Annotated in this window: 11 protein-coding genes; 9 read left to right on the forward strand and 2 right to left on the reverse strand. The window is 43.2% G+C overall.

The genetic code is table 11. The annotated features are described in order from the left end of the window. Positions 1-24: 24 nt before the first annotated feature. The 3 genes from A3860_RS37665 (at position 25) to A3860_RS37675 (ending at position 6,354) form a co-directional block, all read left to right on the forward strand. Entirely contained in the window at positions 25-1,095 is a 1,071-nt protein-coding gene (locus A3860_RS37665) for a FecR family protein (protein ID WP_081155765.1), read from the forward strand. Positions 1,096-1,283: 188 nt separating this feature from the next. Continuing rightward, positions 1,284-4,619 (forward strand): SusC/RagA family TonB-linked outer membrane protein, encoded by a 3,336-nt coding sequence (locus A3860_RS37670; protein ID WP_245843715.1) that lies wholly within the window; start codon positions 1,284-1,286, stop codon positions 4,617-4,619. A 25-nt stretch (positions 4,620-4,644) separates the two neighbouring features. Beyond that, positions 4,645-6,354, forward strand: a complete 1,710-nt coding sequence (locus A3860_RS37675; protein WP_081155766.1) for a RagB/SusD family nutrient uptake outer membrane protein — start codon at positions 4,645-4,647, stop codon at positions 6,352-6,354. 140 nt (positions 6,355-6,494) lie between these two features. Here A3860_RS37675 and A3860_RS37680 read toward each other — a convergent pair whose 3' ends face one another. Continuing rightward, a complete protein-coding gene (locus A3860_RS37680; RefSeq protein WP_081155767.1) occupies positions 6,495-7,187 on the reverse strand; it encodes a hypothetical protein in 693 nt (230 codons plus the stop codon). Between the two features lie 506 nt (positions 7,188-7,693). Then, entirely contained in the window at positions 7,694-8,311 is a 618-nt protein-coding gene (locus A3860_RS37685) for a hypothetical protein (protein ID WP_081155768.1), read from the reverse strand. Positions 8,312-8,694: 383 nt separating this feature from the next. On the opposite strand from A3860_RS37685, the gene A3860_RS37690 reads away from it, so the two are divergent. The 6 genes from A3860_RS37690 to A3860_RS37715 all read left to right on the forward strand — a co-directional run bounded on the left by A3860_RS37690 (position 8,695) and on the right by A3860_RS37715 (position 14,794). After that, positions 8,695-9,408 carry a LytR/AlgR family response regulator transcription factor gene (locus A3860_RS37690; RefSeq protein WP_081155769.1) on the forward strand — a complete coding sequence of 238 codons (714 nt, stop codon included), beginning with the start codon at positions 8,695-8,697 and terminating at the stop codon, positions 9,406-9,408. Positions 9,409-9,427: 19 nt separating this feature from the next. Further along, positions 9,428-11,278 carry a tetratricopeptide repeat-containing sensor histidine kinase gene (locus tag A3860_RS37695; protein ID WP_081155770.1) on the forward strand — a complete coding sequence of 617 codons (1,851 nt, stop codon included), beginning with the start codon at positions 9,428-9,430 and terminating at the stop codon, positions 11,276-11,278. A 162-nt stretch (positions 11,279-11,440) separates the two neighbouring features. Further along, positions 11,441-11,812: a hypothetical protein gene (locus tag A3860_RS37700; RefSeq protein ID WP_081155771.1), complete on the forward strand. Its 372-nt coding sequence runs from the start codon at positions 11,441-11,443 to the stop codon at positions 11,810-11,812. Positions 11,813-12,055: 243 nt separating this feature from the next. Then, positions 12,056-12,439 carry a hypothetical protein gene (locus A3860_RS37705; protein WP_143774465.1) on the forward strand — a complete coding sequence of 128 codons (384 nt, stop codon included), beginning with the start codon at positions 12,056-12,058 and terminating at the stop codon, positions 12,437-12,439. A 666-nt stretch (positions 12,440-13,105) separates the two neighbouring features. Beyond that, positions 13,106-13,846 (forward strand): SDR family oxidoreductase, encoded by a 741-nt coding sequence (locus A3860_RS37710; protein ID WP_081156257.1) that lies wholly within the window; start codon positions 13,106-13,108, stop codon positions 13,844-13,846. A gap of 30 nt (positions 13,847-13,876) precedes the next feature. After that, positions 13,877-14,794, forward strand: coding sequence for a helix-turn-helix domain-containing protein (locus A3860_RS37715; protein ID WP_081155773.1), 918 nt, complete (start codon positions 13,877-13,879; stop codon positions 14,792-14,794). The last annotated feature ends 12 nt before the right edge of the window (positions 14,795-14,806 follow it).

A 14,806-nucleotide genomic window follows, 5' to 3' on the forward strand; every position in this document is an offset into this window, starting at 1 on the left:
ACGTCTATCCAAATATAACACTGTATGCATCCATCTGTAGAAAATAGGTTTTATGATCTGCTCGGCCGTAAACTCACCGGGGAAATTCAGGCGCCAGAACTGGAAGAACTGGAATCTATACTTCAGCAAAACCCGGAGCTGCAATTTTTTTATAACGAGCTATTAGCGCATTCAACCGAAGTATCGGACCTGCCGGATATTGAAACTGCCTGGTTAAAGCACCGGTCTAAAATGTTTCACCCCTCATTATCGGCCGTTGAAACAGCAGAAGTAATTACACTACCCGGCCGGTATTTTTGGGTTAAACGCACTCTGGCCTGGGCGCTGGTGGCCGCTTCTGCTATTTTAATAGTGGGCGTAACCTGGCAATTCTTTAAAAGGAATAAGCCGGCCGGTAACAGGCAAACCATTGTAACCACAGATTCCCATAAAGGCTCAAGGTCGACCATGACCCTGCCCGATGGTTCTATAGTTCGGTTGAACGCAAAAAGTAAGGTTAGTTATGGGGAAGGATTTGGCAAAACAACCAGAGAGGTCTTCCTGACCGGAGAAGCTTATTTTGAAGTAACCCATAATGCCGCCATTCCTTTTATAGTTCATACCGATGAGGCGGATATTAAAGTACTGGGCACCAAATTCAATGTACGTAACTATTCAAATGAACACCGCATGGAAGCCGCGCTACTGACCGGCAGCATTGAATTAACGCTGCATGCCAGTACGCAACGTAAGATCCTGCTGAAACCATCCGATAAAATTATTGTAAAGCAGGCCGCAGCCGGCGATGAAGTTGTAATACCTGCCGCGGGGGATAAAAAAGTTGAACTAACAAGCATAAAGGTGCAGGATAGTGTTATAGTTGAAACCTCGTGGCTGAACGACAAGATGGCCTTTGTTGATAAACCATTTTCAGAAATAGCCCTGGACCTGGAGCGGCAGTTTGATGTAAATATCGAGTTTAAAAATAATGCAGTGAGCAGCTATAAGTACACGGGGGTTTATGATGAAGAGAATGCAGAAGACATTTTGAAAATATTACAAATGATCAAACCATTTCAATATACCCTTAACAACAAACAAATCACTATTTACTAAAACAAACCCATGCGTTTATGATGTAACAAGCTTTACATGCCATAAAAGAAAGTGAGGAATGTCGCCACATCCCCCACTCTAGTTTCAAACGAAATCTTAGTCTTTTAAAACCAACCAAAATTATGAAAATTAGCGATTGCTTTTTTTCTGTAAGGGCCTTTTTATGCTTACGGAAAATTAAACTCCTTATGAGATTATCCACCGTATTTCTTTTTATCGGGTTACAGGTATCGGCTAAAAACCATGCGCAGGAGACTATTAACCTGAAGGTTGACAATGCAAGTATTCAGGAGATCTTTAAGAAAATTGAAGGTCAAACCAAATACCGTTTTTTTTATAGCAGCGATGACCTGCCGGCCAATCAACGTTTTTCAATTGATCTTGCCAATGCCGGGATCAATCAAACGCTTTCTGCCTTGTTTAATGGCACCCATCTTAACTGGAAATTGATCCCCAGTCACCGGGTTGTTATCACCCTTTCGAATCAACCATTTATTGCCAACGCAAAGTATAAAAGAGTTACCGGTATGGTGCGTGCCGAAACCGGTATTGCCATTCCCGGGGCTTCCATAAAGGTAAAAAATACCACCAGGGGTACCAGCACTGACAACGAAGGCAATTTCAGCATTGAGGTGGCCGAAGGCGAAGTGCTCGAAATTTCCGCCATTAATTATGAACCGGCGGAGATCACGATAGGTAGTCAATCCCAGCTTGCAGTAACCCTGAAGTTGAGTGACGCTATTTTAGGCGATGTGGTAGTGGTAGGTTACGGCACCAGAAAACGACAGGATGTTACCGGCGCCGTTGTAAAGGCCAATTTACAGGTGCAGAAGCAATCGCCCAACTCGAATGTGATGTCGGCTTTAAGAGGAACCGTGCCGGGCCTTACTGTGGGACAAACAACCACAGCCGGCAGCGACCCTACCCTGATGGTGCGTGGCCGCAACTCCATTTCGGGCACTACGTCGCCCCTGATCGTGCTCGACGGGCTTATTTACCGGGGATCGATCACCAGCATTAACCCCGCCGACATCTTAAGCATCGACCTGCTCAAGGATGCCAGCGCCGCTGCCGTTTATGGTTCCCAGGCATCAAATGGCGTTGTACTCATTACCACAAAAAGTGGCGCCAGCGGTATGGACAAAGTAACGGTTGACTATACCGGTTCTTATTCCATTCAGGAAATGACAAAAAAAGAAATGAAGCCCATGACGGGCCCACAGTACATACAAAAATTGGGCGATTGGTATTTGAGTGAAAGCAGGGACCCCAGCGACCCCACCAAAATGAACCCTAACTGGGACCCCAGTACTAAACTGGCCGCCGTGGAAGCCAGCAATTACAAGAATGGCTATACGGCCGACTGGTGGAGCCTGATGACCAACAGCAGCCCCCGCATACAAAATCATTCTATTGGCGTAAGTGGCCGGTCAAAAAAGACCAAGTTCTATTTTGGCTACGGGTACTTCGATCAAAAGAACCTGATCATGAATGATAATTACAGAAGGCACAGCCTGCGCATGAACCTCGACACAAAAGTGCTGGACTGGCTTACTGTAGGTGCGCAAACGGGTTTATCCATCAACGATTACAGTGGCGTATCGCCCACTTTTTCAGATATCATGTACCTGAAACCGTACACCCTGCCCTTTGACCCCACCACTGGCCAAATGCTCACCTATTATCAAAACACCACCACGCCTACGGCGCTGGAAATATTGAGAAGGTCGCAGGATAAGGACAGGAACCTCAACTTCATCGGTAATGTATACGCCAGTGTTGACATTCCGCATGTAAAAGGATTGAACTACCGGGTGAACTTCGGGAACAATTTTATATACTATAATAGATTTAATTACAACCAACCTACTGTTGAAGCCACGGCCTATAGAACAAACATGACCGATTATTTTCTCACTATAGATAATATCCTTACCTATAAAAGGGAATTTGGCTTACATGGCATAGATGTTACCCTGCTCTATGGCGCTGAGGTAAACCGGCATGACGGCTCCAAAGATTCTGCGGCAGGCATCCTCAACGGTGCGTTATCTTTCAACAGGCTCGATGTGGGCGATGCTTCACGGCTTACCGTATCAAACGATCTTTCCGTACTGCCCTGGAAAGAACAGGCGCTTTATCAAATGGCGCGCGCTTCCTACTCCTATGACGGAAAATATATTCTCACCGGTACAGTAAGAAGAGACGGCTTCTCCGGTTTTTCGAGTAAGAACAAAACCGCCACCTTCCCTTCTATTGCTTTTGCCTGGCGGGTGAGCAAAGAAGATTTTGTACAATCCTTCTCCTGGTTAAACGATCTTAAATTGCGGGTATCGTACGGCTCAACCGGTAACAGAACAGTGGGCAGGTATCAGACCCTGTCTCAAATGAGTGTTGGCCTGGGTAACGGCTATTTATATGGTTCATCAGGCGGCGCACAGTTGGGATCGTACCTGTCGCAGCAACCCAATACGAATTTAAAATGGGAAACTACCAATTCAACCAATACCGGTTTAGACTTTTCACTGTTCAATAACCGGCTTTCGGGATCGTTGGATATCTATTTCTCCCAATCAAAGAACCTGTTGAACGCCCGGGCTACGCCAACTATTACCGGCTTTACTTCTTACCTCATCAACATCGGTAAAATTCAAAACCGGGGCCAGGAGGTGAATATCACGGCTGTCCCGGTCGCAACAAAAAATTTCAAATGGGATGTAACCCTTAACTTTTTCAGGAACAGGAATAAGATCGTTGATATTGATGGAACCGGTAAAGACCTGATCAATGGATCAGATCCAATCCTGAGTTTCTTCATCGGTCAGCCTTACGGAGTAGTGTATGATTACAAGATCACCGGCATGTATCAACTGGGCGATAATATTCCTACAGGTTTAGCCAACCAGGGCTTTAAGGCCGGACAATACAAGATCGATGATGTTGGAAAAGACGGCATCATTACGCCCGACGACAAACAGATCATAGGAAAGCTGGACCCTTCCTACAGCTTTGGCATCTCAAACAGTGTTACTTACAAAAACCTGAATTTAAAATTCTTTATCAATTCTATTCAGGGTGGTAAGAACGGCTACCTGGGTAAGCCCGGCGCCATGTTGCAAAACCCTGATAATATCAGGAATAACAATGGCTTTGTATTCGACTACTGGACACCCAATAACCCGGGCGCGCGCTACAGAAGCATAGCTGCTTATGTGGCTACCATGGGCGAGAATTTCTGGCCGTACCAGTCAAGAAGTTTTGTTCGCCTGCAGGATGTAACGCTTACTTATAGTGTGCCCGATGGTTTTCTTCGGCGGATAAAAGGCATAAAAGCATTTAATGTTTATGTGAACGCGACCAACCTGTTCACCATTACCAAATGGGATGGCTGGGACCCGGAAGCCAATCCATCTGCCAGTCAAAGGACCTCGCTTGGACAAAGAATTCCGGGAGGTTTGGGCTTAGACCCCAATGGCTATCCGGTTATGAAGAACTATTCTTTGGGAGTAAACTTATCATTTTAAGGGTTGAACAATTAAACTGTACGACATGAAAAAAGTAATAATCAGCATATTCGTTCTTAGCATGGGAACAGCTTTGTTCTCCTGCAAGAAAAGCTTTTTGGACGAAGAGCCACTGTCGATATACACGCCGGATAATTCGCTGCAAACATCTGCACAATTTCAGCAGGCTATTAATAATGTGTACAATGGCATCAGGAATATTTACATGGGAAATATTAACCTCGATACCTATTTTGGCTTGTATTATGCCACTGATTTTGCCTTCAACGCTACAGACTACGATCCTGCAGCAAAATTGAATGCGTATAAAGCCACCATGGTGCCCAGCTATTTTATTCCGCAAAATATCTGGACTGCGTATTACAAGATCATCACCAACGCCAACCTCATTATTGCCCGGGTACCCGAAGCCAGTCAGCTTTCAGATGCTGACAAGAACAGTTTCCTGGGGCAGGCGCTGTTTTTCAGAGCGTATTCATACAATATACTGGCGAACTTATTTGGCGGGGTACCGCTTGAGCTGAACGAGCTCACAGAGCCCCGGTACGATTATGTGCGGGCTTCGCGCGATGAAGTATATCAGCAATGCAAGAAGGACCTGCAGCAGGCAGCAGCGTTATTAAAGAACATCAATGAAGTAAGCGACGGCGTGGTAAACAAACAGATCGCGAACCACGTACTCACCGAAGTGTTGATTTCCTTAAAAGATTATGATGGCGCCATTGCCAGCGCCACCAGTGTGATCAGTTATTCAGGCGTATCGTTGATGACAAGCCGCTTTGGAAGAAGGGCCACTACACCGGGCGATGTATACCGGGATCTATTTGAGTACAACAACCAAAATTACAGTACAGGTAACCATGAAGGATTGCTGGTAATTCAAACCGCCCTGAATAACCTTGCTTCCGTGGGTGATCAAACAGCCTGGGCAATAGTGCCCGGTTTTAACAGCTTACGATATGTGGAAACAGGCACCAGTACCAAGAAGAATGTAATGTATAACGGGAACTTCGTAGATAGCATATCCTCCAATGGTATTGGCTGGATACGGCCAACCAACCATTTTAACTATGAAATATGGACACCTGGTGATATTCGTAACTCCTCCTACAATATTGTAAGGGATATCCGTATTTCCGGCGTTGCGTCCACTTCGCCCGATTATGGCAAATGGTATGTAAAAGATGGTTATAAGGCTAAAACCTTACCGGCCGATTTCAGGGACACCATCCGCAACTTTTACCCCATTATCAGGAAGACATCACCCTCGGCAGGCGACTTTGTTTCAGCAGCCGGTCCGGCTATGTTAACCAACACAACCAATCCGTTTGGCGGCATCCTGCTTAATGGCGCTACCAGATTGTTTATGCAAAAATACATGGCCCGCCTGGCAGAAACTTACTTACTGCGGGCTGAGGCTTATTTGGGAAAATCCCAAACACAAAAAGCAGCTGATGATATAAACGTACTGCGAACAAGGGCTAACGCCACACCCGCTACGGCTGCAGACATGAATATGGATTATATTCTCGACGAGCGCCTGCGGGAGCTGTACCTGGAAGAATTCAGGGCAGTTACGCTAACCCGTTTGGGATTATTGTACGATCGCGACAAACGGTTCAACCCCAAATCGGGACTCACCATTGAAACCTATCACAATTTGTGGCCCATACCTACCACCGAAATAACCCAGAATACCGGGGCGGTGTTGAAGCAGAATGACGGGTATCAGTAGAGCAGCAGCTTGCTTCATCAACATTAAAGAGAGCCTTCAGATCGGTAGATCTGGAGGCTACTTTTAGCAAAAAAACAATGGAACCTGTAAAAACAAAGGTTTACTTACGAAACCGATTGTAGTATTTAATAGCTGTCATATTACTTACCAACTATCTCAATCTCTTTTTCAATACTTGCAAAGTCGCCTGTGTGTGCATGTTTTTTTATTACCTGCAGGAATGCGGCTTCGTTAATTTCGCCGCTCTCAGGTTTCAAATATTCAATATGGCTGATTGGCATTACAGGTTTACTTATTTTTTTATCAAGATATGAAAGCAAAAGTGATTGATTTCTTGTCTTGATAGCAGCATATATTAAAAGCTCATAATTGTTGTTTAGGTCAAACTCCTGGGCCTCTATTTCCATTCGTCGCTCAATTATTTTTTCGTATGAATTATAACTTTGAAAATATTCTTCAACTTCCGCTTTTATTCTTGTCGCCAGGAAAAAAGCAAGGTCGTTCCATTCCTGGGTTAGCGGATAGAATGTCCTTCGATAATTATTCATTATATCGCCCAGCGGTACAATATTGAGCATTGTAAATATGTGTCGCCTGTAAAAGTCAAGCGGTTTAATACTGGTCCTAACCTGGAGTTCATATGAACCCCGGCTTTTCCCGATAAAAACAGCCTGTTCAAGCTGATTGACCTGGCGTGATATTTTGATCATAGAACTCGTCTGGTCAATTATATAACCGTCAAGATGTGACAACAACGCCTTCCCGAACTTTTTAAATGTTGGGTTAATGTCTTTTTTATCCAGTTGCTTGTATACTTTCAATTCTTCCCACATGCAAATTGCATTGAATACCGAATAAAGTATTTCTGCTATTATACGCCAGATTTAACAGTAAACAAAATATTCAATTTCCCTGTAGCCCTTATCAGTGCAAAACTTGCTCAAAATGCTGCATTTACCTGTAACTATATGGCGTCCGTGAATCAAAATGTAATATCCAGATCTCAAGATGCCGTATTTTGATCTAACTTTTTTGTATCCAGGTTCAACTATAGTGCTTCGCTGCTCAACTTTGAGTCATAAATGCTTAAAGATGGAATGTCAGTGGCTATTTTTAATTTATAAATCGCAAACTTATAATCCAAAGTTACGCAGGGAAAGTGCATAGTTTTGCACTGACGCGATATAGTTGGTTACTGACATTCCATAATGAGATCTGGATACAAAAGCTTGCGTACTGGATTTACTATAACGATACCTGGCTACAGCATACTTAGCTTCGGATAATCCATAGTTAACTCTGGATGGGGAGGGATGAATGGCGCAGGGGGCATAACCTTTTATCTTATGCTACAAAACACATCAAAACTACCCTCAACCTGCGATGTTTTTCCTGCAATGTAATAATCATAACCGCCTGGCTGTTGTTCTACATTTGCCAGGATACCACTAAATTGTCCTTTAATCCTTTTAGTTTTAAATGGATTACCAGCCTGTTGCTCGTCAGTTACTGAAGTGATAACCAGCGTTAACGGTTTAAGTCCAAGTTTAGGCGCATAATAGGCTACCCGAAACAGGTTTGTTGGTGGCATTGGGTCTTTAGGATATGGGCCATAAAATGCTGATTGGTTATTGTCGGGTACATTCTCATTACATTCTGAGGCAGACTTACAATCGTATACCTGGTAAGTTCCTGTTTTTAGATCCTGCGCATATGCAGCAATGGTAAACTGAAGATCATCTTTATCACTTAGATAACCTAACATAAAGTGAGCTCCTGCGTAACCGGCGGTAATAATAGGTGCCGGATCAAGTGATCTTTTATTTCCATCGATCATCAATTCTATCTTTTGTCCTGCGTCATCTCCTGACCGGTTTTCTTCTGATGCCGGTCCTTTGCAACTTAATAATGACAAGGCCAATAACAAAGAGAGCGGTTTGTAGAATGCTTTTATCATTTAGTCAATATTACCAGCTAAAATAGAAAATCAATTGTATTCATGCTGTCATTTTTTGTTAAAAGCCGGTAATATGTATTTCCCTATTATTTCATCCGAGGGTGACTGGGTATTGTAGTTGCCACCCGTAATTACGGTTACCATAATTTGCTCTTCCCCGATATATATTTTTTGTCCGCCGTTAACTTGAGCGGCCTTTCCATAATATTAAAGAACTATTGGTCAAACGGTTACAACAACTGCATCTTTTTACATTGTTCGCTTTTTGATACAAGATATGTCCGGTGGCAAACAGTCTGGTCATCGGGTTCGCTGAGTTTCTCGATTATTGTTTACCTTTAAAAAACAGCTTTTTACGCACTAATCAAACCAATATAAATGCTATGGATCTCCTGAACTGTGTGATTATTGAAGATAATCCCGTTGACAGGTTGTTGCTCGAAGAATATCTTGCAAAATATTCCTTTATTAATATTACAGGCACCTTCGTTAATCCTGTTGAAAGCCTGGAACATTTAAAAACGAATCTCATCAATATTTTATTCCTTGATGTGGATATGCCAGTTATTAATGGCATCGATTTTTTAAAATCTTTAGCTGATCCCCCACCCTGCATTATGGTAACGGCTCACCCCGAATATGCCATAGACGCTTTTGATGTTCAGGCCATAGATTATCTGTTAAAACCTGTAAAACCCGAGCGTCTCGATAAAGCCATTCAACGCACCCTCGAATTGCAGGAAATAAAGTCGAAAGCGGTTCAATACAGCATGCACTTTGAAAATGATTTCCTGATGATCAAAGAAGGCACCGTTTTAAACAAAGTGCATATCGCAGATATTCTTTACCTGGAGGCCCTGACCAATTATACAAAAGTGGTCACTGTTCAAAAAAAATACATTACCCTGAACAACCTGAAAAGCTTTCTGGATTATTTACCGCCAAAAAGGTTCTTACGCATCCATCGCAGTTATGCGGTAGCGGTAGATAAGATCCAGGGAGTTTACAAAAATGAACTGTTGATAAGTGAGCAGCGGCTGCCGTTAGGAAAAACATACCGCCAGGAAGTAAAAAAACACTTTACCGAAAGTAACTGACCATTTGCCATTGCATTGCATGAGAGTAGTTTTCGTAAGCATAATCCTTATTGTTGTAGCTTTATTGCCGGCCGCCAGGGCGCAACCCGTCAATCCTGACTCGCTCTTCACCCTGGCCGGTAAATACCGCACAGATGGCGATTTTAACCGGTCCATCGCTGTCTGCCGCCAATGTTTGTCCATTGCACAAAAAAATAAAGATTCGTTAAGGATCGGTAATGCATTGATCGGTATTGGAATTGCCAACGATAAGAAAGGGAAATATGAGGAGGCCCTGGAGTATTATTTTAAGGCCCTGAAAGTTTATGGTAACATTGGTAACCAGGTAAAAGTTGGTGGAACGCTTAAAAACATCGGTAATACCTACCGGGTGCTGCAACGGTACAACAGCGCATCCAGCTTTTTGCTACAGGCGCTTGCCGTACAACAAAAAGAAAAAGATTCAACCCGGATAGCCAATATTTTAAATGATATAGGGTCGGTATATTACGACCAGGATAGTTGCGCCAAAGCATTGAGTTATTTCAAAAGGACCATTACAGCGTTTAATGCGCATGTTACCGATGAAATAAGAGCCAATGTGCTTAACAATATAGGGTTAACCTATGCAAAACTGAAATTATACGGGGAGGCGCTCAGGTATTATCAGCCGGGACTTGCATTGATGCAAAAAAGGAACGACCAGTATGGTATTGCGTTGGTGCTGGGCAATACGGGTGATCTATACTACAATATGAATAATTTTTCAAAAGCGCTGGAATACCATTTGCAGAATCTGGCCATTGTACAAAAGATCAATTCAAACGAACTGTTGCAGCAATCCTATAATAACCTGAAAAGAACGTATTTGGCGTTGGGAAATTATAAAAAAGCATATGAATACCAGCAAGGCGAAATGGCCATTAAGGATACCATCTACAAAAAGCAAAGCATCCTGAATTATGAAGAAATGCAGGCTAAATACCAGGCAGAGAAAAGCCAGCAGGAGATCATGCTCTTACAGCGCGACAATCAAATTGCTACTATTGAGCTAACAAACCAACGTCGTACCAAATATTTCCTGTTAACCGGTATTGCCTTAACGCTTATCCTTGCTGTTTCATTATACAGAAGCTATATCAATAAAAAAAGAGTAAACCAGGAACTTAACCACCTCAATAATAAACTGGCTGAAGCCAATAATTCAAAAGTTAAACTCCTAAGCATCATCACACACGATCTCAGGAGTCCGGTAAGCAGCCTTTTCAATTTTCTGCAATTGCAAAAAATAAATTCCGGTAAGCTCAATAAAGAGGAAAGGGAGAAAGTTGACCGCAATATTAGTCAATCGGCTGAAAACCTGCTGGAGGCCATGGAAGATATCCTCATCTGGTCAAAAAGCCAGATGGAACATTTTACGCCGGTGCGGGAGTTTTGTGATGTGGATGAATTGCTCGACGAAATAATCCATTTAAATTCGCCATTTGCCGCAAGCAAAAACATAATGCTGAAAAAAGAAGTGGCCAGCGGGTTCTCTTTTTATACAGACCCAAATTTTATCAAGATCATCTTACGTAACCTGGTGAGTAATGCCATAAAGTTTACCCCACCAGCGGGTATGGTTATCCTCGCATCTGTACAACATAACCAGGTTATTGACTTCAGCGTAAAAGATACTGGCCAGGGCATTGAGCCAGCCGACCTGAAAAATATTTTTGAATGGAACAGCATTCGCAGTGATTCTTCAGGGTTGGGATTAAAGCTCGCCCGGGAGTTTACCGAAAAACTGGGGGGAACCATATCGGTTACTTCACAAAAAGAACAGGGCACTGAATTCATTGTGTCAATTCCACGCCAAAAAAACGAACAGGATAGCCGTACCATCCAATAGCCGTTCCTGTATTTTTTCAACCCACTGCTACATTGACCGGGAAGCAAGAACCGTATTAAAGCTAATTTTGCTGCCTTCCGATATTGATCCGTAACTATGAAAGGTTTATATCCCCGCCTGAAAACCGCTCGAAACCATCTTCAGAACCTTAAAACACACATCATGTTCAACAAAAAAAGAACAACCGGTTTTATACTGGTGTTTTCAATTCTTTTCTTATGCCGGTCATCCTCCTATGCCCAGCCCGGATCGGTAAGAGACACAACGTACGAAGTTATATCCTGTTGTGTTGGTTCAGTACCCGACACAGCTTATGCGGCGGAGATAATGTCTGACAATAGCTCTAAACAACCAGCACGCATCACATTCTACAGGATCTATTGCAAAACCTGTTGTTTCATATTGCCTTCCGGCCAAAAGACCCTGCCGAAGAAAGACAAGGTAACAAACCCGGAATTGATCAAAAAACTGCGTGAAGTATTGAAAAAACAATTGGAGCATAACCTGAAAGTGGTGAACACCACAAAGTATTAGCTGGTAACTGTAAAAGATAGTTTGTAAAAGTGTTCCGCCGCAGCGGGGCACTTTTTTTAATGCCCGGCCATGCCCTCCCTTCGTGTATTATTTCCCGCCCCTTATACACTATAATTTACATCCGTTCTTTACTGTAATAAATTTATTGGCTAAAGTCATACCTGTTACCCCTCCGGAAAATAATTATCCCCTCCTTTGAGAAAAGCCAACCTGTCATTTTCTAATTATTAAACTTTTTAATCTATGAGCCCAAGGGTGATAGACGTTTATAAAAGGATCTGGATAGTTTCTGGAACTGTTATGGAAGCAAACACTTTCACCCCATTGAAAGGCATGTCGGTGGTTGCTTTCGACTGTGATGGCTTACTGGGTACCGACTGCCTGGGAAAAGCGATTACAGATGATGAAGGCCGGTATTGCATCATTTTTACCTGGGATAATTATAAACACCTGCTTGTATTTCAACCGGATGTATATGTTAAGGTGTACGATGAAAATAAAAAACTGCTAAAGGATACCCGTAAAGAGGTAGTACGTACTATGTCATTCCGCAAAACGATCAACATTGAGGTAGACGAGCATGCCTTGTTTTTAACCATCGACGACCTGATGGAAATGATCAGCTAAGCGGCGTCCGAAACACACATTTTAAAAGCATTTCGTGCAGATAACAAAAGAAGCCCTCAACACAGTGAATTTGGATGGGTCAACCTCCGGCAATAGCGTCTTCCACTCCCTAATCATTGTGAGATTTTAGCCTGATAACGGCTTACCAGGCTAAGATTTCAGCATACCGGACTAAGTTTTCGGCTTACCAGACTCAAAATGTCACATTTTAACTTAAAGATGCCGCATTTTGATTCAACATTTCGTCTTACCAGAACAACTTCAGCGCATTGCAGCCCCGGGTTGGGTCATACCTGAATGGAATTTCATCATACCAGACTCGATTTTCATCATACCCGAATGGATTTTCATCATCCCAGGCAAAGATTGGGCTATACCTCCCTTTGGTATGGCCCAATCTTAGGCCGGAACGGCGAATTCTTAACCAATGATACCACAATGTTGCTCACTGACGCTCCATAATGAAATCTGGATACAATATTTTGAGATCGGGATTTAGTATAGTTATACCTGAATACTGCATACTTAGCTTGGGATAATGTATAGTTAACGCTGGATACACTATTTTGAAGGAGGAATAGCAAATTCAACTACAACATTTACCAATCCAACTACTTTTTGCCGGGCCGGATGCTGGAATTTTGCAGTTATACAAACATCATCATCATGTATAATCAACTTGAAGGTAAAGTAGTGGCCATTACCGGAGCAAGCAGCGGCATCGGGAAAGCAATTGCCCGGAACTTGTCAAAATCTGGCGCCAGACTTGTTTTGGGCGCCCGAAGAATGGAACAATTGGAAAAGATCGCAGAAGAGATTAAAGGCTCAGGAGGCGAATGTGCATACATTATAATGGACGTCAGGCATAAAGTCGACCTGGAACATCTGGTGAATACAGCTGTTAAAAAATATGGCCGACTCGATGTGATCATCAACAACGCCGGCGTTGCCCAGGTTAGCAGGATCGATGAATTGGATATCGATGGCTGGGAAGAAATGATCGACATAAACCTGAAGGGTGTCCTCTATGGGATGGCGGCAGCCATACCCGTATTCAGGCAACAGCAATCCGGGCATATCGTCAATATCATTTCCACTGCAGGAATAAAGATTGTGCCTACACAGGGCGTGTACGCTGGTACGAAGAATGCCGTTCGTACTATAACGGAAGCCTTCCGGCAGGAATCTGATGGCACTATACGGATCACAGGCATTTCCCCGGGAATGGTAAAAACGGATTTTGCCAATAATATGAAGGATCATGCAACACGGGCAGCCATATCAGAAAAGATGGAACAACTGGCCATTGAACCGGAAGCTATTGCTGATGCCGTGCTCTATGCCATCAGCCAGCCTGCAGACGTTGAAGTGGGCGATATTGTTATCCGCCCCGCACGGCAGAATTAGTAATAACTTTGCATATCCCAAAGCGCTAATATGAAACCATCAATGCCAGGCACATACACAATCGGAAGCATTTCAGAACTGATGCGCTACCTGCAACAGCCAGAACCTTTGCATCCGCTGATTGCCCTGGTGAACTATAACCAGGTACAACCGTATGGCTTTGAAAAGGGAAAGAAGATCTGCCTCGACCTGTACAAAGTGTCGTTCAAAACAAAATTCAGGGGACAGGTAAAATACGGACAGGGATATTATGATTTTGAGGAAGGCGGGCTGGCTTTTATAAAGCCCAGGCAAATCGTTATCTCTTCAACTGACGAACAAAGCTATGAGGGCTATGCCCTGTTCTTTCACCCCGATCTTATCAGGAACTATCCGCTTAACAACGTGATAAACAACTACGGCTTTTTTTCATATTCTGTATCAGAGGCGCTCTTTCTTTCAGCCAAAGAAAAAGCTGTTATCAACCATTTGTTCAGCAGCATTGCAGCAGAATTGGAGAATAATATAGATCAATACAGTCAGAATATACTTGTGTCACAAATAGAGCAGTTGTTGAATTACAGCGACCGGTTTTACAACCGGCAGTTCATTACCCGCAAAGCCATAAACAATGAGATCATCACATCATTGGATAAACTGCTTATTTCTTATTTCAATGAAAACAAAGGACTCGAAAACGGTCTACCTTCCGTGCGATATGTCAGCAGCCGGCTGCAATTATCATCACGCTACCTCAGCGATCTGCTACGATCCCTCACCGGTCAAAATGCCCAACAGTATATTCAACATAAAGTCATCGAATATTCGAAAGACATGCTTGGCTCAACCGGCCTCTCCGTAGCCGAAATAGCCTATCAACTTGGGTTCGAACATCCGCAATCTTTCAGCAAACTATTCAAGGCAAAAACCAATCTCTCGCCAACGGAATACAGGCAGTCGTTTAATTGAACTTATTAGGAG

It is taken from the genome of Niastella vici, from assembly GCF_002077945.1.
Classification (GTDB): domain Bacteria; phylum Bacteroidota; class Bacteroidia; order Chitinophagales; family Chitinophagaceae; genus Niastella; species Niastella vici.